This is a genomic window from Ruegeria sp. AN6 (genome assembly GCF_056540425.1).
Map to the genome: position 1 here is coordinate 144,304 of NZ_JBQFWR010000003.1, position 25,416 is coordinate 169,719.

21 protein-coding genes and 1 pseudogene are annotated in these 25,416 nt (G+C 57.6%); 6 read left to right on the top strand and 16 right to left on the bottom strand.

The features are described 5' to 3' along the window. Window positions 1–47: 47 nt before the first annotated feature. The 8 genes from ACR0MQ_RS07110 to ACR0MQ_RS07145 form a co-directional block, all read right to left on the bottom strand. Window positions 48–461: a c-type cytochrome gene (locus ACR0MQ_RS07110; protein ID WP_010438429.1), complete on the bottom strand. Its 414-nt coding sequence runs from the start codon at window positions 459–461 to the stop codon at window positions 48–50. 113 nt (window positions 462–574) lie between these two features. Further along, window positions 575–1,588, bottom strand: coding sequence for a P1 family peptidase (locus ACR0MQ_RS07115; RefSeq protein WP_170774646.1), 1,014 nt, complete (start codon window positions 1,586–1,588; stop codon window positions 575–577). Between the two features lie 82 nt (window positions 1,589–1,670). Beyond that, window positions 1,671–2,417 carry an SDR family oxidoreductase gene (locus tag ACR0MQ_RS07120; RefSeq protein WP_170774644.1) on the bottom strand — a complete coding sequence of 249 codons (747 nt, stop codon included), beginning with the start codon at window positions 2,415–2,417 and terminating at the stop codon, window positions 1,671–1,673. A gap of 60 nt (window positions 2,418–2,477) precedes the next feature. Then, window positions 2,478–2,897 (bottom strand): alternative ribosome rescue aminoacyl-tRNA hydrolase ArfB, encoded by a 420-nt coding sequence (gene arfB, locus ACR0MQ_RS07125; RefSeq protein WP_170471545.1) that lies wholly within the window; start codon window positions 2,895–2,897, stop codon window positions 2,478–2,480. A 263-nt stretch (window positions 2,898–3,160) separates the two neighbouring features. Continuing rightward, entirely contained in the window at window positions 3,161–3,808 is a 648-nt protein-coding gene (locus ACR0MQ_RS07130) for a queuosine precursor transporter (protein ID WP_480606930.1), read from the bottom strand. 91 nt (window positions 3,809–3,899) lie between these two features. Next, window positions 3,900–4,784 carry an esterase-like activity of phytase family protein gene (locus tag ACR0MQ_RS07135; RefSeq protein WP_480606933.1) on the bottom strand — a complete coding sequence of 295 codons (885 nt, stop codon included), beginning with the start codon at window positions 4,782–4,784 and terminating at the stop codon, window positions 3,900–3,902. Continuing rightward, complete coding sequence (gene mepA, locus ACR0MQ_RS07140) at window positions 4,757–5,620, bottom strand: penicillin-insensitive murein endopeptidase (RefSeq protein WP_010438417.1); 864 nt, start codon at window positions 5,618–5,620, stop codon at window positions 4,757–4,759. Before mepA ends, ACR0MQ_RS07135 begins: the two co-directional genes overlap by 28 nt. Then, entirely contained in the window at window positions 5,617–7,011 is a 1,395-nt protein-coding gene (locus ACR0MQ_RS07145; RefSeq protein WP_480606937.1) for an MFS transporter, read from the bottom strand. The genes mepA and ACR0MQ_RS07145 overlap by 4 nt, the downstream gene beginning before the upstream one ends. A gap of 102 nt (window positions 7,012–7,113) precedes the next feature. Here ACR0MQ_RS07145 and ACR0MQ_RS07150 point away from each other — a divergent pair, with 102 nt between their 5' ends. The 3 genes from ACR0MQ_RS07150 (at window position 7,114) to yaaA (ending at window position 10,323) form a co-directional block, all read left to right on the top strand. Beyond that, entirely contained in the window at window positions 7,114–7,401 is a 288-nt protein-coding gene (locus tag ACR0MQ_RS07150) for a YggT family protein (protein WP_010438415.1), read from the top strand. Between the two features lie 78 nt (window positions 7,402–7,479). Continuing rightward, window positions 7,480–9,519, top strand: a complete 2,040-nt coding sequence (gene recQ, locus ACR0MQ_RS07155) for a DNA helicase RecQ (protein WP_480606940.1) — start codon at window positions 7,480–7,482, stop codon at window positions 9,517–9,519. A 33-nt stretch (window positions 9,520–9,552) separates the two neighbouring features. Next, window positions 9,553–10,323 (top strand): peroxide stress protein YaaA, encoded by a 771-nt coding sequence (gene yaaA, locus ACR0MQ_RS07160; protein ID WP_170774630.1) that lies wholly within the window; start codon window positions 9,553–9,555, stop codon window positions 10,321–10,323. On the opposite strand, the gene ACR0MQ_RS07165 is transcribed toward yaaA, so the two are convergent. The 6 genes and pseudogenes from ACR0MQ_RS07165 to ACR0MQ_RS07190 all read right to left on the bottom strand — a co-directional run bounded on the left by ACR0MQ_RS07165 (window position 10,314) and on the right by ACR0MQ_RS07190 (window position 19,743). After that, the gene (locus ACR0MQ_RS07165; RefSeq protein WP_170774629.1) at window positions 10,314–10,775 is read right to left on the bottom strand and encodes a VOC family protein; all 462 of its coding nucleotides are present in this window, start codon (window positions 10,773–10,775) and stop codon (window positions 10,314–10,316) included. The two genes, yaaA and ACR0MQ_RS07165, sit on opposite strands and share 10 nt — an antisense overlap. A 9-nt stretch (window positions 10,776–10,784) precedes the next feature. Then, window positions 10,785–12,956, bottom strand: a pseudogene (locus ACR0MQ_RS07170) (response regulator). Between the two features lie 109 nt (window positions 12,957–13,065). Further along, the gene (locus ACR0MQ_RS07175; protein WP_480606944.1) at window positions 13,066–15,108 is read right to left on the bottom strand and encodes a hypothetical protein; all 2,043 of its coding nucleotides are present in this window, start codon (window positions 15,106–15,108) and stop codon (window positions 13,066–13,068) included. Then, window positions 15,105–17,867 carry a DUF4159 domain-containing protein gene (locus ACR0MQ_RS07180; RefSeq protein WP_480606947.1) on the bottom strand — a complete coding sequence of 921 codons (2,763 nt, stop codon included), beginning with the start codon at window positions 17,865–17,867 and terminating at the stop codon, window positions 15,105–15,107. Before ACR0MQ_RS07180 ends, ACR0MQ_RS07175 begins: the two co-directional genes overlap by 4 nt. After that, on the bottom strand, window positions 17,864–18,739 hold the full coding sequence (locus ACR0MQ_RS07185; protein ID WP_170471527.1) for a DUF58 domain-containing protein: 876 nt from the start codon (window positions 18,737–18,739) through the stop codon (window positions 17,864–17,866). The genes ACR0MQ_RS07180 and ACR0MQ_RS07185 overlap by 4 nt, the downstream gene beginning before the upstream one ends. Next, window positions 18,736–19,743 (bottom strand): AAA family ATPase, encoded by a 1,008-nt coding sequence (locus ACR0MQ_RS07190; protein ID WP_170774624.1) that lies wholly within the window; start codon window positions 19,741–19,743, stop codon window positions 18,736–18,738. The genes ACR0MQ_RS07185 and ACR0MQ_RS07190 overlap by 4 nt, the downstream gene beginning before the upstream one ends. A 64-nt stretch (window positions 19,744–19,807) precedes the next feature. Here ACR0MQ_RS07190 and ACR0MQ_RS07195 point away from each other — a divergent pair, with 64 nt between their 5' ends. After that, window positions 19,808–20,386, top strand: a complete 579-nt coding sequence (locus tag ACR0MQ_RS07195) for a DUF1285 domain-containing protein (RefSeq protein ID WP_480606951.1) — start codon at window positions 19,808–19,810, stop codon at window positions 20,384–20,386. Here the strand turns inward: ACR0MQ_RS07195 and ACR0MQ_RS07200 are convergent. Next, the gene (locus ACR0MQ_RS07200) at window positions 20,344–21,402 is read right to left on the bottom strand and encodes a DMT family transporter (RefSeq protein WP_480606954.1); all 1,059 of its coding nucleotides are present in this window, start codon (window positions 21,400–21,402) and stop codon (window positions 20,344–20,346) included. The two genes, ACR0MQ_RS07195 and ACR0MQ_RS07200, sit on opposite strands and share 43 nt — an antisense overlap. Window positions 21,403–21,497: 95 nt before the next feature. Between ACR0MQ_RS07200 and ACR0MQ_RS07205 the strand changes: the two genes are divergently transcribed. Both ACR0MQ_RS07205 and ACR0MQ_RS07210 read left to right on the top strand, forming a co-directional pair. Then, a complete protein-coding gene (locus ACR0MQ_RS07205; protein WP_170774620.1) occupies window positions 21,498–22,253 on the top strand; it encodes a TIM barrel protein in 756 nt (251 codons plus the stop codon). Window positions 22,254–22,324: 71 nt separating this feature from the next. Next, the gene (locus tag ACR0MQ_RS07210; RefSeq protein ID WP_010438389.1) at window positions 22,325–22,555 is read left to right on the top strand and encodes a DUF2798 domain-containing protein; all 231 of its coding nucleotides are present in this window, start codon (window positions 22,325–22,327) and stop codon (window positions 22,553–22,555) included. Between the two features lie 36 nt (window positions 22,556–22,591). Here ACR0MQ_RS07210 and polA read toward each other — a convergent pair whose 3' ends face one another. Beyond that, window positions 22,592–25,393 carry a DNA polymerase I gene (polA, locus tag ACR0MQ_RS07215; RefSeq protein ID WP_480606959.1) on the bottom strand — a complete coding sequence of 934 codons (2,802 nt, stop codon included), beginning with the start codon at window positions 25,391–25,393 and terminating at the stop codon, window positions 22,592–22,594. Window positions 25,394–25,416: the final 23 nt, after the last annotated feature.

A 25,416-nucleotide genomic window follows, 5' to 3' on the forward strand; every position in this document is an offset into this window, starting at 1 on the left:
GGGGCTGCGGCCTTTTGCACTTTTATACATGAACTAGACGAACCTAGTTATTCGCCCGAAACGCTCACGATATAAGCGTAAACGTCTTCAGCGCCCTTTTTCAGTTTAAAGGTCATTTTTGACTTGGCCGAGGTTTCACCCAGATAGTCTTTAAGAAACGCTTTGGGGTCCTGGGCGTAAGAAACAAAAGTCTCTTCATCCCAGACCAAGCCGTTTTCACCCGCTTCGACAATGCTGTCGCCGTATTTGAACCCTTCGACAGTGCCGGCGGTACGACCCGCAACACCATAGAGGTTCGGTCCGGTCTTGCCGCCTTTGACGATCACTTCACCGGCGGGATCAGCGATCAGGTGACAGGATTTGCATTTGTTAAAGGCTTTCTTGCCAGCTTCGGCGTCACCTTCAGCATAGGCGGGAAGGGCCAGCAGACCAGCAATTGCGGTGGCAAGGATACGATTCATAGCTTTTGCTCCGATACGAATTGGCTGCACAGAAAGGACCTTTGGCGCAGCAGAGAGTCAACGCGCAGATTGCCGCGCGAGGGCACTGTGTCACAGCAGATACTAGTTCGTCCTTAACTTAAGTCATGTACGGCAGACCAGCAGGGTAGAAGATCGCCTGCACTGGGTGACGCCAAATAGACCGCGCGCGCAATCGCCCGCGCCAGACAGATTGAGGCCGCGTGGCCGATCATCGCCATTGCTTCGGCCTCAACTTCACGGGCAGCTGTGCTGAGGCCAAATACAAGATCTCCATCGCCGGGCGTGTGCGCGGGAACAATGGCGCGGGCGATGCCATCATGGGCAGCCACCGCCATTCGCTGGCATTGCGGTTTGGTCAGTGCAGCATCGGTTGCAACGATAGCAATGGTTGTGTTTGTCCGATCTGGCTGGACTGGTTTCATAGCCTCCGCCTTGCGGCTGGTGTGGATGCGGCCAAGATCCGAGGCCGGATCCGGACCATGCCCGCCAAACTCGGAACCGATCTCGAATGGTGCCGCCCAAAAATGGCGATCTCCGGGCGTACTCACACTGCCCAGCGGGTTTGCTGCAACCAGTGCACCAACAGTTGTTCCATCCTCAAGTACTAGCGAGGCCGAGCCCAGTCCTCCCTTATGCATTGCCGTCAATGCGCCGGTTCCGGCCCCGGCAGTCCCCAGTTCAAATTCTGGTGAGGCGTTCAGATATGCGGCATTCCCCAGCGCGCGATAGGGGTTTTCGACCCAGTCCTTATCTCCGCCATTAAGCAAATCGAACAGAATCGCCCCCGGCACTATCGGGACGATCGCCGAACCAGCTACATAACCGCGCCCCTCTGCGCGCAAGGCATCGGATACACCCGAACAGGCATCCAGCCCAAAGGCCGATCCACCGGAAAGCGCAATCGCATCAACCCGGTCAACGGATTTGTCGGCCGCCAAGAGATCGGTTTCACGCGTGCCCGGCGCCCCACCCATGACATGCACCGAAGCCGTGAAAGGGTGATCCGCAGTCAAGACAGTCGCGCCCGATTTCAACGCCTCGTCCTGCGCATTGCCGACCTTCAGGCCCGGGACATCGGTGATCAGGTTTTTGGGGCCGGGTGTCATCGAAACCTCTGATGTTGGGCAGATAAGCGCGCCGCGGCGCGCTGCCTCCGGTGGAGATATTTATGGCCAGATGAAGAGCGGATCAGATGCATCGGCCTCCATCCACCTCAAGCGCGGTGCCCGTGATCATGCTGGCCTCGTCCGAGCACAGGAAACAGGCGGCGTTGGCCATGTCTTCAGGGGTCGAAAAGCGGCCCAGCGGGATGGTCGAGAGGAACTTGGCGCGAATTTCCGGTGTGTCTTCGCCCATGAAGGATTTCAGAAGAGGCGTTTCTCCTGCCACCGGACAGATCGCATTGACGCGCACGCCCGATGGGGCGAGTTCCACCGCCATCGTTTTTGTTGCCGTGATCATCCAACCTTTGGACGCGTTATACCAGTTCAGATTGGGGCGCGGCGACAGACCTGCTGTTGAGGCCACGTTCAGGATCGCGCCCATACCGCGCGCCTTCATGCCCGGCACAAAGGCGCGCGCTGTCAGGTAGACAGATTTCATGTTCACTGCAAAAACCCTGTCGAAGTCAGCTTCACTGACGTCTTCCAGTGGCGTTGGCATATGAGTCACGCCCGCATTGTTCACCAGAACATCAAGCGATCCGAAAACACTGTGTACGACATCAGCCATGGCCTGAACGGCGTCCACATCCGAGACGTCAACTTGCTGAGAAATGGCATCCTGGCCCAATGCAGCGGCCATATCGCGGGCGGCATCGCCATTGATATCGGCAATCATAACGCGGGCACCTTCAGAAAGGAACTTTTGCACAATTCCCGCACCGAACCCGGATGCACCACCGGTCACGATTGCGGTTTTACCCTCCAGCCTCATGTTGTTGCCCTCCTGCCCTTATTGTGGGTCAGACTATCAACCAAGAGCCAAGATGCCAGTTCATTCTTCGGACACTTTGCCCCGTAGCGCCTTTACATCGCCGCGTGCTTTTTTGGCTGCCAATCGACGCTTGACCGAGCCATAGGTCGGTTTCGTTGCAATCCTACGCTTGGGTTTGACCAAGGCGCGGGCAATCAGTTCCCCCAGCCGGGCGCGCGCAATCTCGCGGTTGCGGGCCTGGGAACGGGTTTCTTCGCATTGGATGACAATCGCTCCGTCTTTAGTCCATCGCCGCCCAGCTATACGTTTCAATCGATTTTTGACCGGGTCGGGCAAGGAGGGTGAGCGCGCTGCTTCGAACCGCAATTCAACCGCTGTCGATACCTTGTTCACGTTCTGCCCACCCGGACCAGAAGACCGCACAAAGCTTTCCGTCATTTCCCAGTCTTGCAGGGTGATATCGTCGTTGATGCGCAACATGGGTCAGACCATACTAGGCACAGGTAAAAACAGAAAGGGCCGCCCCGGTGGGACGGCCCTTCGAAAGTTCAGGAGGTGGGGTCGGTTAGATCAATCGACCAGCCGGAGCGAGCGCTCCGCCAAGGGCTGCCTTAACAGGCGATCCCCCCGGTTGTTCCGACACCTCTCTCCAATCTCTTTCTCGACACTGGATCACCTCCTTTTCTATCTGTTGCGGTTAGAAAGGAGCGTGACACAACTTGTGCCAATCTCAAAGAACTTTTTTACGCAGGCTGTGCAGCGGTCAAGCGGGCAACGATCACTTTGAACGGAATCAACGCGATCAAAGCCAGTGACAGTTTCACAAGCCAATCAGCAAAAGCCAGTGTCACCCAGAGCGGCGCCATCGGGCCAGACTGCATGAATGGCACAGGTTCCCACGCCCAACTGATCGCGGCGTCAGCATTGGCACCAAAGAAGGTGACCGAAGCCGAGAAGGCGATGGTGAAGAACAGCGCGGTGTCCAGTGCAGACCCAACCAGCGTCGAGACCAGCGGTGCGCGCCACCAGCGTCCGCCACGCAGTGAATTGAACACGGTGACATCGGTTAGTTGTGCGATCAGGAACGCGGTTCCCGAGGCAACGGCAATCCGCAGCGGTACGGCGGCATAGGTGAAGCCGTCACCCTGCAGCATGATCTGGCTACCGATCAGCGAGCAGATGATACCGGTGACAAAGCCGGCAAACACGACCTTGCGGGCTGGACCTACGCCATAGACGCGATTCATGATGTCCGTGACCAGGAAGGCCAGCGGATAAGTGAAAGCACCCCAGGTCAACAGCCCATCAAAGATGAGGAACTGGACCAGGATGTTTGAGGCCACGACAATGGCGGCCATGGCAATGATGCCGGGAATAAAGCTGCGTTGCATTTTCAGATGCCCGTTTTGACAAGGTAGCGGCGACTTGGCCCCAGGCTCATCCCAAGGCAGGCCGTGCGTTTAGACCTTTGATAACGACCTGTCAATCGGGCAACAGGTATTCAACCACTTCTGTCCGTTGCAGTGCCAGAAAATTGTCGTCCGAGATCATCGTAGCGCGCAAACGCATCTGACCGTCGCGCCAGATCGACAATCCTTCGAGGTTGTCGTGAAGTCCGGAGCCGGTTTCAAGTAACACTTCTTCGGACTGAGGGGCATCGTTGACAATCTCCCATCGACGCAGGCGCGTTCGAAAGCCAATGAATGCAACGGCACGCTCAAGTACATAAAACCTCCCGTCAGGACCGAATTCAGCGGCAACTGGTAGGAACTTTCCGCGCGCGGGCAGAACAAAGGGCGTTGACCAGCGGCTGCCATCCCACCGATAGATCGGGATATCCCCGCGAAGGGTTCTGCTTTTTTCAGTCAGTGTATAAAGCCGTCCCAGATTGTCGATCGCCAGCGCTTCGAATGACCCGTTGCGGTCCAAATTCAGAAACTCTCGTGGACGCGGCAGAACCCGTGTATTTGTGTTGTGCGCCATATAATGTGCGATGCGGTGAACACCTTCGAACGAGATGTAGATACTTTCATCCGAGGCAACCGCAATCCCTTCGGAATCCCCTGCCCGTCCCTTCAGGACGCGCCCGTTGCTGGACAGGATTGGCCATTGCCCGAGAATTTCGATACCGATGATCTTATCACCGTCCCGATTGACCCGCGCTGTGATCAGCCTTGACCGGTCACTGATCGCGATCAAACGTTCGCCGCCTTCTGCGATGTGAATCGCCGAAAATCCACCAAACCAATCAGAAGTGTTGCGCCAGACGTAAGTATCCAGCAACGAAGCCCGCTTTAGCTCGACTGCCCAAACCTGCCCTGTTAGCAGCAGCGCTAATATCAGTTGGCTTGCAAAACAGCGGTACATTGCTGGGGCAAGTCAGCCAGACGGTATTCTCGTCGTTTCTTTGGTGGAGGCGCATTTGGGTCGGGTGGAGGCGGGTTGAGGATATTGCGGACCCATTGTTCCGCTTCTGCACAGCCATCGCCCTTGGGAGGTGGATCCTGATTGACGCAGCCTTTCGATCCCCTTGGGCATTTCAGACGCACATGAAAATGATAGTGATGCCCCCACCACGGTCGAATCTTGCGCAGATAGGCTTTGTTGCCCTTCTCGTCATTGCACATCTGCACCTTGGCACCAGGGAACACAAAGATCCGGGCAACGCGCTTGTCCTTGGCGGCTTCGCGCAACACCGCATGATGCTGCTTGGTCCAGTTGCCGTTCACATAGGCGCCGTTCGCGCGGCGTAAGGATATTGACGAGATATTCTCACGCGCTTTACGGCTAAGGCGCATGTTGTCACCCGGCAGCATCCAAATATCGATATCCAGCCCTAATTGGTGAGAGCGATGGCCAGAGGTCATTGGCCCGCCCCGTGGTTGGCTGATATCGCCAATATAGAGACCATTCCACCCCGGTTGCTTGGCTGCAAACCGACTGAGATCCTGAACATAGTCGATCGCCTGCGGATGCCCCCAGTTACGATTGCGCGACAGGCGCATCGCCTGCCATGTTGGCCCAGTTTCGGGCAATTGCACCGACCCTGCAGCGCACCCGCGCGAATAACTGCCGAAAGCCGCTGATTTTTGCTGAGACCCCACCTTCTGAGCCCCGAACAATTGCTTGGCCAGCGGTTGCGCCCCTGCCGCGCCTGCAAGTGTCATCACCGTTAAGACAGCTAAAAAACGTAATAAAATCATCTGCTCTGATCCCCTTCCGGTTTCACCCAGCGCATCAGGACTAGTCCTAGAATAAACAACAGAATGATCGGTGACACCCCCAGTCTTGCACTACCGGTCACTGCCGTTGCTATTCCGATCAAAAGCGGCGCTGCAAAGGCCGTTGCCCGACCCGAAAGCCCATAAAGCCCAAAACTTTCAACCGGGGTGGCGGGATCAGTATGGCGCACCATCATTGATCGGCTGGCCGATTGCAGGATACCTCCCATACCGCCGATCAGAATTCCGCATCCGAAAAACGCCATATCCGGCAGGCCAGAGCCTTCGGGCAATGAAATTCCGTAGATCTGTGTTCGATCCATCGACACAACCGTCAAGCAGACAAAGATCAAAACCCAAATGGCGACCAGTATCACCGGTTTAGGGCCGTATTTCCGATCCATCTTGCCGCCGACCCATGCGAAGATGGCCGAAGCCAGCACGCTGACGATCCCGAACACACCGATCTTAACGATATCCCATTCCAGGACCAGTGCAGCGTATGTTCCACCAAACGTATATAGCCCGTTCAGAGCGTCGCGGTAAAACATCGATGACCCAAGATATGTCGCCAGGCTCACCCGATGACGCAAGGCAGCGACGGATTTTCCCAGCAACCGCAAGGCTTCGCCCACGCTGCCTTGTTTATCAGTATTCGGGTCGTCCCTGACCCAAAGAAAATAAGGCAACATGAACAGGACGAACCACCCGGCTGTGAAGGGCCCGACAAACCGAGTACCTTCCTGCGTTGCCGCATCCAGACCGAACATCGGGTCTATCCCGATCAGGGTTTTGCCATTGGGCTGCTCGACGAACAGTGCCAGCATAATCGCCAGCGACAGCAGTCCTCCGAAATAGCCAAACGCAAAACCTGATCCCGAGATCTCACCGACCTCACTGTCATCCCCCAAATCAGGCAGCTGAGAATTGATGAAGATGAGCGCATATTCGGCCCCCACAAAGCCCAGCCCAAAGGCCGAAATCATCAGCCACATATTCGAGCCATCAGGCATCGTGTACCAAAGCGCCGCGGATCCCACCGCGTACATCAGCGAAAATCCAAATATCCAAGGGATACGCCGTCCTGAGACATCTGCCATGGCGCCCAACAATGGCGCACCAAAGGCAATGATCAGCCCGATAATGGTCATGCCGTTCGCCCAGACAACCTGCGCCTGCGCCTTGGCAGCCTCCTCCACCAGACCTGATGTCAGGTAATACTGTGCAGCAACACTTACAAAATATGGGCCAAATACAAAGGTCACCAGCAAGGTGTGATAGGGCTGCGAAGCCCAGTCGAAAAACCACCAGCCCCAGATGCGCTTGCGCTTGGAAATTTCCGCCATTTCTGCCCCTGTTCTTGTTGAATTCATAAGAGGGGGCTTTGTGGTAATTCGCAAGCGTTGTGTTGCTGCAGACTTGCTCTTTGGCGCAGGCGCGCTTAGGTCTCTGGGCAATTGACGAACGGAGTGCCCATGCTGTCGCTGATCCAAATCCTGCTTTTGATACTAGACATTGTCTGGTTCATCATTCTTGCCCATGTGATCATGAGTTGGCTGATCAACTTTCAGGTTCTTAACCTGCACCAGCAACTGGTGGCGCAAATCTGGTATGGGCTGAACCGGATATTAGAACCGATTTATAGCCCCATCCGTCGCATCCTGCCCAACATGGGCGGTCTGGATCTGACGCCTCTTGTCGTGCTGATCGGAGTCTATGCCCTGCGGATCATCCTGATCAACAATGCGGTCTATTTCTACTGACCTCTTGTTCACCGAATCTTAGTATGTGATGGTCCTGTCTTAAGAGCAGACAAACCTTAATACAGGACCCTCCGGCGCATGTTCGACTCCGCACCCTTGTTGCGAGACGTCTTTGGATTCGACGACTTCCGCCCCGGGCAGGAAGAGATTGTCGATGCCGTGACCGCGGGCGAAAACGTGCTGGCTATCATGCCCACGGGTGGTGGTAAATCCCTTTGTTTTCAATTGCCTGCACTGTTGCGCGACGGGGTAACTGTGGTGATATCTCCGCTCATCGCCCTGATGCGCGATCAGGTACGTGGGCTGCAAGAGGCCGGTGTCGAGGCAGGCGCGCTCACCTCGGGCAATACATCTGAGGAAACTGATGCCGTTTGGGATGCTATAGAGGGTGGTCGACTCAAGCTGCTTTATATGGCGCCGGAACGGCTGGCTGCAGGGTCTGCACTGGGAATGCTACGTCGGATCAACGTCAATCTGATTGCCGTGGACGAGGCGCATTGTGTTAGCCAATGGGGCCATGATTTTCGCCCTGATTACCTGCGGATCGGAGAGCTGCGTCGCGCTTTGAGCGTGCCCCTCGCCGCATTTACAGCGACAGCGGATGCGGAAACGCAGGAAGAGATCGTCGAAAAGCTGTTCGACGGTGTTGAGCCGCGTAAATTCCTGCGCGGGTTTGACAGACCCAATATCCATCCTGCCTTTGCCGTCAAGGATGGACCGCGCAAACAAATCCTCGACTTCGCAGCCGCCCGCAAGAACCAATCCGGCATCGTCTATTGTGGCACCCGAAACAAAACCGAAGTGTTGGCACAAGCGCTTCGCGCCGAAGGGCATTCGGCTTGTCACTACCACGGCGGGATGGAGGCCGAAGATCGCCGCATCGTCGAGACCCGCTTTGCGCGCGAGGATGGGCTGATCGTCGTCGCCACTGTCGCGTTTGGCATGGGCATCGATAAGCCCGACATCCGCTGGGTTGCTCATGCGGACCTGCCTAAATCGATCGAAGCTTACTATCAGGAAATCGGCCGTGCCGGGCGCGATGGTGGTCCTGCCGAAACCCTTACGTTGTTTGGCCCTGACGATATCCGACTGCGCCGGTCGCAGATCGACGAAGGGCTGGCCCCACCTGAACGGCGGATGGCGGATCATGCACGCCTGAATGCGTTGCTTGGATTGGCCGAAGCCCTAAAATGCCGCCGCCAGACCCTGCTGGGATATTTCGGAGAACAGATCGAACCTTGCGGCAAATGCGATCTTTGCGACAGTCCTCCTGAAGTGTTCGATGGCACCACGCCGGTTCGCATGGCCCTGTCCGCTATTCTGCGTACAGAAGAATGGTTCGGCGCGGGTCATCTGATCGACATCCTGTTGGCCAATGAGACCGACAAAATCCGAGCACGTCGGCACGACAACCTGTCAACCTACGGCATCGGTAAAGACTGGTCGCGCCCGCAATGGCAGGCGATCTTCCGGCAGATGATGGGCCACGATCTGGTCCGTCCCGACCCCGAGCGCCACGGTGCCTTGCGTATGACCGAATCCGCCAAACCAATCCTGAAGGGTGAGGCGCAAATTGACCTACGTAAAGACACGATCCGCAAAGCCACCCGTCGTCCCGCAGTCAAAGCGATGGTGTCCGAGGAAGACGCACCGCTGCTCTCGGCGCTCAAGGCCAAACGTCGCGCATTGGCCGAGGCCGCGCGGGTTCCGGCCTACGTCATCTTCCCAGATCGCACCCTGATCGAGATGGCGGAAACCCGACCTGCAAATCTGGACGATATGGCCCGGATCAGCGGTATCGGGGCGAAAAAGCTGGAACGCTACGGTGCAACCTTCCTTGAAGTGCTGACTGGCACGGTGGAAGAGCTGCACCCAGCAAGGCGCAAACTTGCCGGCCGCAATCAGGGCGACATTTACGATCAGTTACTTGAGGTTCAATCACAATTGTCGCGTGGCCGCGATGGGATTGACAAGCCGCTCAGCTGTACCGCATCACAACTGGCGAAGGTGGCGCAGCTGCGCCCGGATGATCCACGAGCGATGGAGCAAGTTTTGGGCGACCGTCGTCACGAAAGGTTTGGTGCGGCGTTTCTGGACGTGCTGCAACAGGCGGGCTAGATACGCCTGAGCAGGCGAGAAACGAGGGCGGACATGCTGGTAGTGATTTCCCCGGCCAAGCGGCTGGATTGGGTAGAACGAAACGTCGAAGTCACCCAACCCGATTTTCAGGATGACGCGATCCGCTTGTCGAAGACCGCCCGCAACCTGACCTTGGGCGATCTGAAAAAGCTGATGGACCTGAGCGACGACTTGGCCCGCCTGAATCGGGACAGGTACCGGGTATTTTCAGACGCGCCGGAAGCAGATGCAACGCGCCCTGCCGCTTTGGCCTTTGCAGGCGATACCTATCAGGGGCTTGAGGCCGCATCGCTGGACGCCGACGAAATGGCCTGGGCACAAGATCATTTGCGCATCCTATCTGGGCTTTATGGTGTATTGCGCCCACTGGATGCCATTCAGGCCTATCGGCTTGAGATGGGCAGCAAACTGAAAACCCGACGTGGCAAAAACCTTTATGAATACTGGCGCGATCAGCTGAGCAAGGCGCTGAACGCCCAAGCTGCTGAGGCTGGCAGCAAAGTTCTGGTGAACTGCGCCAGCCAGGAATATTTCAGCGCAGTCGACCTGAAAGCGCTGAAGCTGCCCGTTGTGACCCCGGTGTTCATGGAGGACAAGGGCGGCACCCCCAAGATTGTCAGCTTCTTTGCAAAGAAGGCGCGTGGTTCGATGGCCCGGTACATCATTCAACATCGACTGACCGACCCCAAAGGCCTGCTGGATTTTGATAGCGGCGGGTACGAATACCGGGCCGATCTGTCGGAAGACGACAAACCCGTGTTTGTACGCCCCTATCAGGCCTGATCAAGCATCGAAGGATCGTAAGCCACAAGTTCCACCGTGTTCCCCTCGGGGTCTTGAGTGAAGATGCCGCGCCAGCCGATCCAGCCGAAATGCTCAACCCGATAGGGCTGCCCGATTTGGTCGTACCAGCGCATGACCGCGTCCTGCTCAGCAAAGGGCACCGACAGCGCGATATGGTGCAGGGCCGAAGCGCCCCCTGTTACCGGCACTGTCTCGCCAGTCTGCTCTGGTCCACGCTCAGAGCCAACTGATTGGTGAAACAGGGCCAGCACCTGTGTATGCCCGCCGAACCCTTCGGCGATCCGAAAAAAGGTGATGGCGCTGTTATGGTCGCCTTGCAGCCGCTGCAACCCGATCACCTTCTCATAGAATTGCACCATTGCCGCAATATCGGCGCAGCGAATTGCAATCTCACCCAATCCTCGGGGGCGAAAACCGCGCTCATCTGACATCAATCGATCCTATGCTGTGCCTTCACTGCCTGCACCGACCGCACGAGCCTCAGCAGGCCGATGTTCCAGTATCATCTTGTGGATCAGTTTTTTGTGCAACGGTTTGGTCAGGTAATAGTCAAGCCCCGCCGCCAGTATCCCCTGGTCATCCCCTGTCATGGCATGGGCCGTCAGGGCCACGATGGGAACATGGCGATCTGTTCCGATCTCGCGTCGCCGGATTTCACCTGTCGCATCTTTGCCATCCATCTTCGGCATCGAGATATCCATGAAGATCAGATCCGGATCAAAGCTGGCGAAGGTTTCGACCGCCTCCAACCCGTTGGAGACGAATTTCAAATCGATGTTCAGGTCCTTGGTCATCTTTCGAAGGATCAGCTGATTGGTTCGATTGTCTTCGGCTGCCAGAACCCGCATCAGCCTCTGCTCCTGCGGAACTTGTGCATTAGTCTCGAGATTAGAGGCGCAGTCGTCGCTGCGATCCGGCTTGAATACAGGCGCACCCATCGCCATCAGCCGAGAATACTACTCGGCGCGCGGGATAGGTTTCTGTAAAACACCGTTAATGAGCCGATGGGCCGGATCGGCGTGGATCACACCGGGATTGGCCGACATCACCACGATTGGCAGATCGTCCAATCCTTTGTCACGCAGAGTGGTGGCAAGCTCCAACCCGTCCATGTTCGGCAGATCGTGATCGCACAAGACCAGATCAATTGAATCATCCATTACTCATAACGCCTCTGCCCCCGTCGAACAGGTCAGCGCCTGAGACCCGAGGCGGTCTAATTGCTTGGTCAGGATGGCACGGTTGACGGCCATATCTTCGACCACCAAAACACGCTTCAATTGCCCCGCCAAATCGGGTGGAATAGGTTGCGGACCTTCAGCAGTGGGCAACGATATGCGGAATCCGAAGCAAGATCCTTTGCCCGTATCGCTTTCGACCCAAACCGCACCGCCCATCATCGAGATCAGACGCTTGGTGATCGCCAGCCCCAGACCCGTGCCTTCGAACTGGCGGTTCTGGGCATCCTCGACCTGATTGAATTCACCAAAGATGTGCGGGACCTTGTCAGCCTCAATCCCGATGCCCGTATCCTCGATGGTTACGTGGATATCGCAGCTTTCTGTGGTCATGTCTGGTACGCCTGTCACACGGATCAATACATGGCCTTGTGCGGTAAACTTCACCGCGTTCCCCACGAGGTTGGTCAGAATCTGACGAATCCGCCTCGGATCACCTACAAAAAGCGTCGGCAGGAACAGGTCATAATCCAATAACAAGGTCAGTCCTTTGTCTCGTACGCTAGGCTGCAACAGCATAGCGACCTCTAGGATACAACGTTCAAGATCGAACTGCTCGGGGTGCAGCGTCAACTTGTCGGCCTCGATCTTTGAATAGTCGAGAACATCGTTGATGATGGCCAGCAGCGACTCGCCCGAATAACGAATTGTGCTGACATAGAGCCTTTGTTCTTCGTTCATCGGGGTTTCGGTCAGCAGTTCGGTCATGCCAACGATCCCGTTCATCGGCGTGTGAATCTCATGTCTCATATTGGCCAGAAAGGCGGATTTGGCGCGGTTGGCAGACTCGGCCCTTTCACGCGCGGCGTTCAGCTCGGCCTCATGCCGGACCGAGGCGGTGATGTTCAGCGCAAGGCTCAGCACGTCGCCGCCGTGGCCCCGCTGATCGATCAACCGGATATATTGGCCGTTCCACAGCTGGATCACCTCGGGTTCGGGGTGCGGTTGCGCCCAGCGTGCGAGCATACGGGCCTGCCAGTCCGCGATCTTTTCCGCGCCGATATCCACGATCCCCTCAAGGGTCAGAATTTCAAGAATACGCGGATAGGTAATCCCCGGCACGACCTCTTCCAGCCCATCGAAAACGCTTAGGTAAGCGGCGTTGGCAACGATCAATGTGTTGTTGTCGTCGAAAAAGGCAAACCCGTCAGGGATGGTCTGAATCGAGTGCCACAGACGGCGTTCAGCGACTTCGATCTTGGCATTGGCCACGGTCAGATCGGATTTGACCTTTTCGTTTTCGTCGCGGACGGTCGCAACCTCGGCCTGAGTCTCATCGATCTGACGTGTCAGAGCGATGGCATGACGCCCCAGTTTGCGGTTGGCGGCAGAGAGCTCGGCCTGTTTCAGATGCAACAGGCGCTCAGCAGCCAATCACGCGCGCCGTTCCCGCGCCAGTTTCTCAGCAAGATTCATGTAAAATTTTCCCGCGATAATCTGCTCAGAGCATCGCGGGAGAGCGTGAAAAAATGCTTAAGCCGCGCTAGCGACGCCCCTCGCGCAACCAACCGGCCAAGAGGAACCCACCGGCCAGCAGCAACACCAGCCAGGGGGGAAGCAACCCGGCCTGTGTAACATCGCGGGTTTCGTAGGCGTCGCGCGGTGTCAGCCCAATCCAGCCCCGTCCTGCTGCCGGTCGGCCCACACGGACGTTCCGGATTGAGGGCAGGCCCTCTTCCACCCGAATCGTACCCCCGCGCAGGCTGGCCAGAACCGGGCTTAGGATTTCACCGGTTGCGATCGTGCGCTCGAATTCCTTGGGTGCGGCAGGGCCAAGACCAATCACGGCGGAATGCTCACCCTCTTCCAGACGGTAAAGGCCAATTTCGGGGCCGAAATACTGCGCCTCAAACCGACCAGGCGAGACCTCGTTCAGCGTGATATCCAAGGTGTCGCCGTTAGGGCGGGTGACGGTGACGGGGCCAACCTCATCCTCCAGCGTCTGGCGGATGATACGCATCGACTGGCCATTCGCTTCGGCCCACAGCGCCTCTTCTTCAAGCTCGGGTTCTTTCATCATCCAGTGGGCCAGCCTGCGGAGTAGCTCCAACTGAGGGCCACCGCCCTCAAAACCGCGGCTCCACAGCCAAGCGTGATCAGAGGCCATCAGCGCCACACGCCCTTCGCCCACGCGATCTAGCACCAGCAACGGACGGTCATCCACGCCGGTCATGAGCATGTCGCCGGATAGCTGGCTGACATCGATCTGGCGCAGCCATGCGCCCCATGTTTCAGAATCGCCCAGGTCGGTAGTCACCGGGTGACGCTGGCCCAGATCGGTAACCATAGGCACATACCGTTCCTCATAGACCCGTGCGCTGGGTTTTGCAGGCAGGACTGGCCCAAGCGGAGAGCGGAAAAGGCTGTCCGCGGTGGCAAAATCGGGGCCCGCAGCAACCAGCACCGCCCCACCATTGACGATATAGTCGCCCACGTTGTCCAGATAGATCGCAGGCAGGATGCCGCGCCGCTTATAGCGGTCAAAGATGATCAGGTCGAAGTCATTGATCTTTTCCAGAAACAGCTCACGCGTTGGAAAGGCAATCAACGAGAGTTCATCAACAGGTACGCCATCCTGCTTTTCCGGTGGCCGCAGGATGGTGAAATGGACCAGATCAACCGAGCTGTCGGATTTCAGCAGGTTGCGCCACGTGCGCCCGCCGGGATGCGGCTCGCCGGATACCAGCAAGACGCGCAGACGATCCCGCACGCCGTTCATCTGGATAAGGGCGGTGTTGTTGCGTTCGGTCAACTCGCCTTCGGCCTGCGAAACCGAGAACTGGATGACGTTTCGCCCACCATGCGGCAAGGTAATCGGCAACTCTACGTCCACACCGATGGGAATGGTGAAGCGCTCAGGCTCAGCACCGTCGACTGAGATCTCAAGCGGGGCGTTTGTGACACCGACAGGCGCTACGCCGGTATCCTCGACGCGCAGGGTAAGCGTTACAGGCTCTCCAATTATGGCGAATGCAGGTGCATTGCGCACGATCAGCCGACGATCCCAATCACTCGCACGCCCTGTCTGTAACAAGTGCATCGGCGCAGGTAGGTCAGGAGCTTGGTCTGCGTCGTGTACTATACCGTCTGAGACCACGATGATGCCTGCAATCCGCGCCCGGGGTTCTTCGGCGAGGGCCGCGTTCAGAGCGGCCATGACCTGCGTGCCCTCATCCCCGTCGCCGTCACCAACCCGAATGCGGCGTAGCTCGGTATTGTCGCGGGCTTCGATTTCAGCCGCAAGCTCGTTTGCGGCCAGAATGGTCTGTTCGGCACGATCCGACAGGGTTTGGCTGGCGCTTTCATCTTCGATCATCAGCACGATATCCGTCAGCGGCGCGCGATCCTCGACCTGATAAACTGGGCCGCTAAGTGCGGAGAGGACAACCAAAGCAGCCAAGCCACGCAACGCCCAACCCGACAAGCCACGCCAGAGCGCCAGCACTACCCCGGCAAGCGCGATGGCGGCGACAACGGCCAAGACGGGCCATGGGATCAGCGGATCAAAGATGACGGTACCGGTCATTGCCCCAACCTATCCAAAAGGGCGGGCACGTGGACCTGATCGGATTTGTAGTTTCCGGTCAGTACATGCATCACCAGATTAACGCCAAAGCGATGGGCCAGTTCACGTTGCCGTTCGCCAGCATAGCCGCGACCCACAGGCAACAGGGACTGACCGTTGCGATCCACCGCCCAGGCCCCGGCCCAGTCATTGCCCCCGATCACTACCGGAGTCACGTTGTCATTGAGATTGCGGAACGGCATCCCCTCGATCTGCTCGGCATTCGGCGGCGCGGCTTCGACCCAGACTTCGGTGCCGGAATAGCGACCGGGGAAATCCTGCAGCAGATAAAAGGCGCGAGTGAGAACATGATCACGCGGAACCGGCTCTAATGAGGGAATATTTAGCGGCGCAGCCAATTGCTGCAGCTTGCGCCCATTGGGGCTTGACGCCCCGAAGCCAGCGATGTCGGCGTCGCGCGTGTCAAACAGGATCATCCCGCCTGATCGCAGATAGGCGTTGAGCTTGGCATAGGCCTCGGCCGAAGGTTGCGGCTGATCGGTTGTGATCGGCCAATAAAGCAGTGGAAAGAACGCAAGCTCATCGCGTTCCAGATCGACCCCGATGGGATCAGCAGGCTCGACCGAGGTGCGATAATGCAGCGTTTGCACGAGCCCGCGCAGCCCAGCCAGCGCGATATCATCTACTTGCGCATCGCCCGTCAGGACATGCGCCAGTACGAGTTCCTGCGTCGCATTCAGCGCGAAATCGGTATCATCCGGCGTCTGCGCCTGCGCATCCGGAACAAGCAGCAATGCGCCCAGCATCACGGCTGCCGCGCGCGCCAGACCCAAACGTCCGGAAAGAGCCAATGACGCGATCACGTCAATCGTCAACAGCACAAGCGAAAGGCTAAGCAACAGACCCGCCAACGGCGTCTCTGTTGTGATATCCTGCCCCCGGATCGGGACATCGGCAGGCCAAACGGCTGGCGTCAGCACCGCATCCTCGGCCAACACATTCCGTGCAAGTTTCTGCTTGCCGCTTTCATAAAGGCCCGGGCGCAAGTCTGGTCCGATCTGGCCCGAGACCAGCTCGACCCCATCCACGCCGGCCAATGTTCCGGCATCGGTCAGAGTACCAAAACCATCCAGTATCTGAACCGGCTCCCACACTGTTCCCTGCATCTGCGCCTCTTGCCGAGATTTGGCGGCAGAAGCGACGGCCAGCCGGTCCAACATCTCCACAAATAGCCCAGACAGCGGCAGACTTGACCATTCTGCATCCGCCGTAACATGGAACAGCACCACCTGCCCCAATCCTAAGGGTTTGCGGGTAACCAAAGGCGTACCATCGGAGAGTGACGCAATCACCCGATCGGCCAGATTAGGGTCTGGTTGTGCCATCACCTGAGTTGTTACCGTGACATCCTCGGGTATGGTTAGCCCGTAGAATGGCGAGTTTTCTGAGAACGGCGCTAAACCCTTGGCCTCGCCCCAACTCATCGCGCCGCCGACGGAACGGCCACCGCTACGCAGACGCACCGGCAGCAAATCATCTTCCTCATCTCGACCCAGATCGCTTGCGGCCATACGCGGTCCAGCAAAGCGCAGCAGAAGGCCGCCTTGTACAACCCACTCAATGACCTCAGCCTGTTCTGAATCAGAAAGCTTCGCCACATCCGCCAGCACGATCACATCCGGGTTGGCGGGGAGGACTTCAGTCAAACCTCCTTCAACAAAATCAGCGGTTGGGATCAACACCTGTGTCAGATAGTGGAGCGGTGAAAGCAGCTCTAACCCTTCACGGTTCAACGTGCCCGCAATCAGCGCCACTTCGCGCCGCCTCAGGCTGTCATCTGTCAAAGTCACCGCGCCGGCAGAGCGCTGGTCCTGAAGCTCGAACCGTGTAATTCGAGCGCGCAATTCCGAGGGCAGCGCGAATTCGATTTGCGCCTGTGTAGAGCCGCTTTCAAACTCCAGTGACGTGGATTGCAGCACGCGCATCGCGCCCGCTGGATCGCGCCCTTGCGCCAGCACAGTAACGCTTTCGGCTGGGCCCGGATTGGCACGTAGAACGCGAAGCTGGATCGCTCCGTCCTGATACGTTGCAGGCAGGATCGCGGTCGCGGAGGCGGGGGATTGATAAACGATCACTTCGCCCCGCCCCTGCAGGGCCGAAACCAGACGATCATGACCCTCAAACGCCAACTGATCGGAGAACCAGTGGGTGTCAAAACCACCTTCTACCTGCTCCAGTGCTGCCAAAGTCTGGGGAATCTGTGCTTCGGTAGGTTGCCAAGGCATCGGTGTAAGACCTGGCAATCGCCCGCGCCAAGCTTCGGCGGCCTGAAACACAGGGGGCTCAGGTTCGGTCAGGCGTAAGATCGAGACCGGGCGACCAGCACGGCCGGCTTCGGTCAGTTGTGCATCGATCTGATCCAGCGTCGATGACCAGCGCGTCGCACCTGCCCAGCTGGCATCCAGCACCAGCAGCAACGGCCCGGATCCGGTTTCATCGCGCGAGGGATTTAGTACCGGCCCTGCCAGCCCGATGATGATTGCCGCAGCCGCCAGCATTCTGAGCAGCAACAGCCACCACGGCGTGCGGTCCGAGACACTTTCGTCATCCTTCAGGCCCAACAACAACGTCACAGCCGGGAACAGGCGACGGATTGGCGCTGGTGGGACAGCGCGCAGGATCAACCAAAGGATCGGCAGGGTCAAAAGCCCCAGCAGCACCCAAGGCGCGGTAAAGCCAATGCCCGCCAGAACTGTCATTGCGCACTCCCATCCAAGGCGCGATAGAGCCACAATAGAGCCGATTGTGCACTGTCACCCGTATGGTGTAGCCCCATCTGCCAGCCGGTCGCGCGGCAAAGATGCGTCAATGCGTCTTTACGCCGTGCAAGGCGATCCAGATAGCGATCTCGTAGGTCTGCAGCTTTCAAAGTCTCATGCCGGGCAGTGCCGCCGACGCTTTCAAAGATGGTGCGCCCGGAATAGGGAAAAGACTCCTCGCTGGGATCCAGAAGCTGCATTAGAACGCCGCGAACACCTCGGTCGGCTGCTTTGGTAAGCGCCAACTCAACCTCATCCAGCGGTCCCAGGAAATCCGAGATAAACACTGCGCGCGCATGCGGAATCATCGCGCGGTGTTCGGGTGGAGCATAATCGGTTTGCGAATCCTCAGACCAAGCCTGCGCCAATCTTATGATCTGTGCATTGCCCCTGCGTGGGGGCAGGGTTGTTCCCGTCAAACCAACGCGTTCACCGCCACGCACCAGCAGGATGGCCGTTGCGAGCCCCAGCAGGCGGGCGCGGTCGATCTTGGTTGGCAAGGTCTTGTCTGAAGCAAACCGCATCGACGCACCCTGATCGACCCAAAGCATGATCGACTGCGCAATCTGCCACTCACGTTCGCGCACAAACTGCTGGTCGCCACGGGCCGAGCGCCTATGGTCAATCATCCGGCGACTGTCGCCGATTTGCGCTGGACGGTATTGCCAGAAATCATCCCCCAGACCCGAGCGTCTGCGCCCGTGATCTCCCAATAACACGGTTCCGGCCAGATGTTCGGCGCGCGCCAAAAGGGGCGGCAGCCGGGACGCCTCGGCCTCGGATCGTTCGCGTAGGGTCTGGGCGGCGTTCACGCCGCAGCCTCGGTGCGGACCAGACCGGCAGCGGTGGACTCGATCAGGTCAGACAGGCTGTCGCCCCGTGCTCGGGCTGCAAAGTTCAGCGCCATGCGGTGGCTGAGAACCGGACGCGCCATGGTCAGCACATCCTCGGCATTGGGGGCCAGTCGACCTTCCAGCATCGCATTGGCACGTACGGTCATCATCAGCGCCTGCGCAGCACGCGGGCCGGGGCCCCAAGCGACGGTTTCCCTCACCCGCTCGGACGCGCCTGCCTCATCCGGGCGGAAGGCACGGACCAGATCGAGGATCAGTTCGACAACCGACTCTCCAACCGGCATCCGGCGCAACAGAACCTGTGCGGCCAGTAATTCTTCCTTAGTGAAAATCTGATGCGCCTCTGCTTCTTCGACACCGGTTGTGGCCAGCAGAATGTCGCGTTCGGTCTGGCGATCCGGATATTCCACATCAACCTGCACAAGGAAACGGTCCAGCTGAGCTTCGGGCAGCGGGTAGGTCCCCTCCTGCTCAATCGGGTTCTGCGTGGCCAGCACATGGAATGGCACGCCCAAGTCCCTATCCTCTCCAGCAACGGTCACCGTGCGTTCCTGCATCGCCTGCAGCAGCGCTGATTGGGTCCGCGGGCTAGCGCGGTTGATCTCATCCGCCATCAGCAGCTGGCAGAAGATCGGGCCGGAAATGAACCGGAAATGGCGGCTGCCATCCTCGGCTGTGTCCAATACTTCGGATCCCAGAATATCCGCTGGCATAAGGTCCGGGGTGAACTGGATGCGATTGCCATGAAGGCCCATGACCGTCGACAGCGTCTCGACCAGCCGTGTCTTGCCAAGCCCCGGCAATCCGATCAACAACGCGTGACCGCCGCACAACAAGGCGGTCAAGGTCAGATCGACGACCTTTTCCTGCCCGATAAAGCGGCGGGTGATCGAGGCTTTGGCCTCTTGCAGCTTGTTTTCCAGCGCTTCGATCTCGGACACGAGGTCGGCAGGTTCGGACATGAGGTTCCCTTCCGTGGACTGTTATGATTGAAGTGTATCGCGCTGAGAGGAAATGGCAAAAGCAATGAGCGGACAAAAACCCGTGACCCCTTCACCAGACGGCCTGGCGGCTTCGGTCAAAGCGGCCAAAACACGGGGTTTACCGCCCGTTCACCTCTGGAATCCTCCGTTTTGCGGCGATCTGGACATCCGGATCGCAAAAGATTGCTCTTGGAGTTATCTAGGGTCACCCATCAACCGGTTCGAGCTTGTGAAGCTATTTTCCTCAATTCTTAAGAAAGAAGAGGGCAAATATTTTCTGGTTACCCCGGTCGAAAAGGTGGGAATCACCGTCGAGGATGCGCCGTTCATCGCCGTCGATTTCGATCAGGATGGTGAGGGTTACGCCCAGCGCCTGACGTTTACCACGCAGGTGGGCGATACAGCCACTGCCGGGCCCAATCACCCAATCCGCATTGTATTTGATGCGGAAACAGATGAGCCGTCACCTTACATATTGGTTCGCGACAACCTGGAGGCGCGCATCGATCGCAAGAGCTTTTACCGATTGGTTGAGATCGGCAACCATCATGACGGTTGGTTCGGTGTCTGGTCTGAAGGTCAGTTTTTTCCGCTGATCGCCTCTGCTGCACTTGAAGATTGAACCGGTCGCGGCTTTCGGTCTTGTGCCAACACCACCGCCAGCGCCACTATCGCTGCACCCAGCGCACGGGTCCAGTTCCACTCTTCTCCCAACGCCATCATGATCACCATCACGTAAAATGGCGCGATGTTGATATGGAATGAGGCCAGCGCCACTCCCAATTTCCCAACAGATGCGATGAAGAAAAATTGGCTCAGGCCCAGTGAGAACAGTGCATAGAAAACCAACATTCCCATCTGTGCTGCGTCGACCGACCGTGTGGGCATGACTTCAAACCCCAGAAAACCGGCTACCGGCAACAGTACGACCGCGGTCAGCAACCCTCCGACAAGCGTTATTGTGCAACGGCCCAGCTGGCTGAGCTCGGGGAAATCGCGCGCCGTTGCCATGCTGGCCCAACAAAACAGCGCGGTCGACACCACTGCGCAAACCGCACCGATCCCCAACTGCGCAGGCGCGACCGCGCTGGTCGCAATCAATCCGCCTATGATCGAAATTCCCATACCTATCGCAAATTTCCACCGCAATCGTCGTGTCCCTGCTGCCAGTTCCAACAGCGTCGCGATCAGAGGTGCGCAAGAAGCGATGATTGCAACCGTGACCGGGTCGGTCAGCTTTTGCGCGACCAAGATTAGGAACATCCCTGTTCCAATCCCCAAGCCGCCAACAAAAAAAGCATGCCCCCAGCGGGCGCGCAGAACGCGCGCTGGCCCATTCAACAGTATCCAGATCGGCACCATAACCAGAACCGCAAGCATCATACGCGCCGCAAACAGCGCTATTGGCGGCCAGGTTTGCAGCAAAACTTCGGCGGCTGGAAAACCCGCAGCCCAGGTCAACATTGATGCCACCGCTAACGTGTTCCCGGTAAACGCGGCTTGACTGTTGTCGGATACAGCAAGGGTGTTCCCGCGCGCGGGTTCAGGGCTCATTGCCATCGTATTCAGACCTTTTGTTGACGCAGCCCCCTGCACCGAGGCACCGCTTGAACCAAAGGTTTTCTGATTCGAAGCCATTGATCTGGCCGATTTTCGACAAACTGTCGTTTTCCGACTCTTTTAGCCGCCTAACTTGGTCGATATGCTCAGACGCTCAGGAGACCGCGCACCCGATGCCCAAATTTGCCGCCAATCTTTCGCTGTTATTTACAGAGTTGCCCTATCTCGACCGGTTTTCAGCCGCCGCACAGGCCGGGTTTACGGCGGTTGAAATTCTGTTTCCTTACGATCTGGCCGCCAAGGAAACCCGCAGGGCGCTATTGGCGAACGGGCTTGAACTGGTGCTGATCAACGCTCCACCGCCAAACTATGCTGGTGGCGAGCCGGGATATGCGGCCGTTCCCGGTGGCACAGCCCGATTTCAATCCGACATCCGGCGCGTTCTGCGCTATGCTAAAGTTCTAAAGCCTCAATATATCCATGTAATGGCGGGATACGCCTCGGGAGAAGAAGCACTTGCGTGCTTTGTTGAAAACCTGCAATGGGCCGCAGATTTCGCGCCCGACCAAATGTTCACGATCGAGCCGCTCAATCCCGTTTCACAACCTGACTACTTCCTGAATGACTATGAGCTTGCCGCAGACGTTCTCGATCACGTTGTACGGCCAAATGTTGGCCTGCAATATGACAGCTTTCACGCGCAAATGATCCACGGCGACGCACTTACAATCTGGGACCGCTTCAAGGCTCGGGTTTTCCACGCCCAGATAGGGGCCGCGCCAGATCGCTCGGAACCCGGACGAGGTGAAATGGATTTCGCAGCCCTGTTCAAGGCGATGGATCAATCAGATTATCAGGGTTGGGTCAGCGCCGAATACACGCCCACAACTCGGCGAACCGAAGACACTTTGATCTGGTTACGTCAGTAAAGCCATGAAGAAGGCTGGATTTTCTTCCTGAAATGTCGCAATTAAAACGTCGACACCCAAGGACAGCACTCATGATCCCCGCCCGATTTGCCAATGCTTTGTTCGCCCTGATCATGTCGGGCCTGATGTCTTGCGTCGTCACGGGTATCGCAACGGTCAAGGCTATTGGCTTCGGCCCGTCGACTTTCGCGGATTGGATGGGTTCATGGGCATTTTGCTGGCCAATCGCCTTCACAGTAATCCTGACGCTGGGACCATCCGTAAAACGACTAATCGCGCGCCTGGTCAGGCCCGAGGCCTGACCCGCTGCAAAGAGGGCCTGATAAGCAGCGCCGCCCTTAGTGCGCTTCGGCCCAGTTTGCACCCTGACCGGCGTCTACAGACAGTTTAACGTCCAGTTTGACAGCCGGGTCTGAAGCCCCCTCCATCACATCGCGCGCGATTGAGACCGTTTGATCCACGGCATCCTCAGCCACCTCGAACAACAGTTCGTCATGAACCTGCAGCAACATTTTGGCGGGCAATCCGTTGATCGCATCAGGCATCCGCACCATCGCGCGGCGGATCACGTCCGCTGCCGTACCCTGAATTGGAGCGTTAATCGCGGCCCTTCTTGAGAAGCCTGCATGCGGGCCTTTTGCGTTTATTTCTGGCGTATGGATCTTCCGCCCGAACAGAGTCTGCACATAGCCATGCTCTTTGGCGAATGCGACAGTTTCGTCCATATAGGTCCGAATGCCTGGGAAACGTTCGAAATAGCGGTCAATGAACCCCTGCGCCTCGGCGCGCGGTATGCGCAGATTACGGGCCAGGCCAAAACCCGAGATACCATAGATCACACCAAAGTTGATCGCCTTTGCCTGACGGCGGATATCAGGCGTCATCTCATCCAACGGCACATCAAACATCTCGGATGCGGTCATGGCATGAATATCCAAACCATCCGAAAACGCCTGCTTCAGGGTCGAAATATCCGCAATATGAGCCAATATCCTCAGCTCGATCTGGCTGTAGTCCAAACTGACCATCACATTGCCCGGTTCGGCAATAAACGCCTCACGAATGCGACGCCCTTCTTCCGTCCGTACAGGGATGTTCTGTAGGTTGGGATCAGTTGAGGCCAGACGGCCCGTGTTCGCCCCGGTGATCGAATAAGACGTATGCACACGGCCCGTATCCGGATTGATATGTGTTTGCAGCGCGTCGGTATAGGTTGATTTCAGCTTGGAGAGCTGCCTCCAGTCCAACACCCGACGGGGAAGTTCATGTTCGGTGGCAAGATCCTCCAGGATATCGGCCCCAGTCGAATATTTCCCGGTTTTGCCCTTCTTGCCGCCCTCAAGCCCCATCTTGTCGAACAGGATCTCGCCCAGCTGCGCAGGCGAACCAACGTTAAAGCTCTCACCAGCCAATTCGTGAATTTCAGCCTCTAACCCGGCCATTTTCTGCGCAAATGCGTTTGACATCCGGCTGAGAACATCGCGGTCGACCTTGATGCCGTGCATCTCCATTTCTTTGAGAACCGGTACCAATGGACGTTCGAGGGTTTCGTATACCGTGGTCACCTGCACCTGATGCAGTTGAGGCTTGAACAGCTTCCACAGGCGCAGCGTGATGTCCGCGTCTTCGGCGGCATAGGCCGTAGCCTCGTCAATCGGAACCTTGTCGAAGGTGATCGCCGACTTGCCGGACCCCAGCAATGGCTTGATCGGGATCGGCGTGTGGCTCAGATAGCGTTCCGACAGCGTATCCATACCATGCCCATGCTCACCGCCGTGCATGGCGTAAGACATCAGCATCGTGTCATCGATGGGGGCGACGTCGACGCCGTATCGCTTAAAGATCTTGGCGTCGTATTTCATGTTCTGTCCGATCTTCAGGATCGATGGATCCTCAAACATCGGTTTCAGCAGGTTTAAAGCCTCATCCATCGGCATCTGTCCATCGGCCATCGCGTCGGAGCCAAACAGATCATCGGTCGCGCTTTCGCGATGGGTCAACGGGATGTAGCAGGCCTCACCGGCCTCTACACATAGAGAGATACCCACCAGATCGGCGATCATTTCATTCAGGCCGGTGGTCTCTGTATCTACCACGATCCAGCCACGCTCATAGGCCTGATCGATCCATTTCTGCAAAGCAGCAGCATCGCGCACGCATTCGTATTTCGAGGCGTCAAACGGAAGGGCCTCGGCCTCTTCCGCTTCAACAGGCGCAGGGGCATCTGCGATCACCGGGGCTTCGGCCCCCAGCTTGTCGGCGATGCGCTTGGTGAGGGTGCGGAACTCCATCTCAGCGAGAAAACCCAGCAGGGTCTCTGCATCGGGATCTTTCACCTCCAATTCATCCAGCGTGAAATCTAGTGGGGTGTTTTCGTCCAACTGCACCAGCTTCTTCGACAGCTCGATCTGGTCGCGCTTTTCGATCAGGGTCTGACGACGCTTGGGCTGTTTGATCTCTTCCGCGCGATCCAGCAGGGTTTCCAGATCGCCATATTCATTGATCAGCAGCGCGGCCGTTTTAACGCCAATGCCCGGGGCACCCGGCACGTTATCCACTGAATCCCCTGCCAAAGCCTGCACATCCACAACTCGTTCGGGCCCGACGCCGAACTTCTCGACGACTCCATCGCGATCAATGCGCTTGTTCTTCATCGCATCCAGCATCTCAACACCGCCGCCCACCAGCTGCATGAGATCCTTGTCAGAGCTGACAATGGTCACCCGCCCACCGGCCTCACGCGCCTGAACGGCGAGGGTGGCGATGATGTCATCGGCCTCGTACCCCTCAAGCTCTTTGCAGGCGATATTGAAGGCCTTCGTTGCCTCTCGGGTCAGCGGCATCTGCGGGCGCAAATCCTCGGGCATCGCCTCACGGTTGGCTTTGTACAAGTCGTACAGATCATTCCGGAACGTGTGCGAGCCTTTGTCAAAGATCACCGCCACATGAGTCGGCGCATCAGGACCGGAATTTCCTTCGACATATTTCTGCAGCATATTGCAGAATCCCGACACGGCCCCAATCGGCAACCCATCCGATTTCCGCATCAAAGGCGGCAGCGCATGATAGGCGCGGAAGATAAAAGCTGATCCATCAATGAGATGCAGATGGCAGCCTTTTCCGAATTGGGTGCTAGTCATGTGAGGCTCCTGCGCTGGGTTGC

Bases quoted from the DNA above. Each gene is read 5' to 3' on its own strand.
- ACR0MQ_RS07130 (WP_480606930.1), bottom strand. From the start codon at position 3,808: ATGCAACGCAGCTTTATTCCCGGCATCATTGCCATGGCCGCCATTGTC.
- ACR0MQ_RS07165 (WP_170774629.1), bottom strand. From the start codon at position 10,775: ATGTCAGATGAGCGCGGTTTTCGCCCCCGAGGATTGGGTGAGATTGCA.
- ACR0MQ_RS07210 (WP_010438389.1), top strand. From the start codon at position 22,325: ATGATCCCCGCCCGATTTGCCAATGCTTTGTTCGCCCTGATCATGTCG.
- ACR0MQ_RS07135 (WP_480606933.1), bottom strand. From the start codon at position 4,784: ATGTACCGCTGTTTTGCAAGCCAACTGATATTAGCGCTGCTGCTAACA.
- polA (WP_480606959.1), bottom strand. From the start codon at position 25,393: ATGACTAGCACCCAATTCGGAAAAGGCTGCCATCTGCATCTCATTGAT.
- ACR0MQ_RS07145 (WP_480606937.1), bottom strand. From the start codon at position 7,011: ATGAATTCAACAAGAACAGGGGCAGAAATGGCGGAAATTTCCAAGCGC.
- ACR0MQ_RS07115 (WP_170774646.1), bottom strand. From the start codon at position 1,588: ATGACACCCGGCCCCAAAAACCTGATCACCGATGTCCCGGGCCTGAAG.
- ACR0MQ_RS07175 (WP_480606944.1), bottom strand. From the start codon at position 15,108: ATGACCGGTACCGTCATCTTTGATCCGCTGATCCCATGGCCCGTCTTG.
- recQ (WP_480606940.1), top strand. From the start codon at position 7,480: ATGTTCGACTCCGCACCCTTGTTGCGAGACGTCTTTGGATTCGACGAC.
- ACR0MQ_RS07180 (WP_480606947.1), bottom strand. From the start codon at position 17,867: ATGACAGTTCTGGCGGGCATTGGCTTTACCGCGCCTTGGGTGCTGCTG.
- mepA (WP_010438417.1), bottom strand. From the start codon at position 5,620: ATGATTTTATTACGTTTTTTAGCTGTCTTAACGGTGATGACACTTGCA.
- arfB (WP_170471545.1), bottom strand. From the start codon at position 2,897: ATGTTGCGCATCAACGACGATATCACCCTGCAAGACTGGGAAATGACG.
- yaaA (WP_170774630.1), top strand. From the start codon at position 9,553: ATGCTGGTAGTGATTTCCCCGGCCAAGCGGCTGGATTGGGTAGAACGA.
- ACR0MQ_RS07110 (WP_010438429.1), bottom strand. From the start codon at position 461: ATGAATCGTATCCTTGCCACCGCAATTGCTGGTCTGCTGGCCCTTCCC.
- ACR0MQ_RS07120 (WP_170774644.1), bottom strand. From the start codon at position 2,417: ATGAGGCTGGAGGGTAAAACCGCAATCGTGACCGGTGGTGCATCCGGG.
- ACR0MQ_RS07195 (WP_480606951.1), top strand. From the start codon at position 19,808: ATGAGCGGACAAAAACCCGTGACCCCTTCACCAGACGGCCTGGCGGCT.
- ACR0MQ_RS07190 (WP_170774624.1), bottom strand. From the start codon at position 19,743: ATGTCCGAACCTGCCGACCTCGTGTCCGAGATCGAAGCGCTGGAAAAC.
- ACR0MQ_RS07150 (WP_010438415.1), top strand. From the start codon at position 7,114: ATGCTGTCGCTGATCCAAATCCTGCTTTTGATACTAGACATTGTCTGG.
- ACR0MQ_RS07200 (WP_480606954.1), bottom strand. From the start codon at position 21,402: ATGGCTTCGAATCAGAAAACCTTTGGTTCAAGCGGTGCCTCGGTGCAG.
- ACR0MQ_RS07205 (WP_170774620.1), top strand. From the start codon at position 21,498: ATGCCCAAATTTGCCGCCAATCTTTCGCTGTTATTTACAGAGTTGCCC.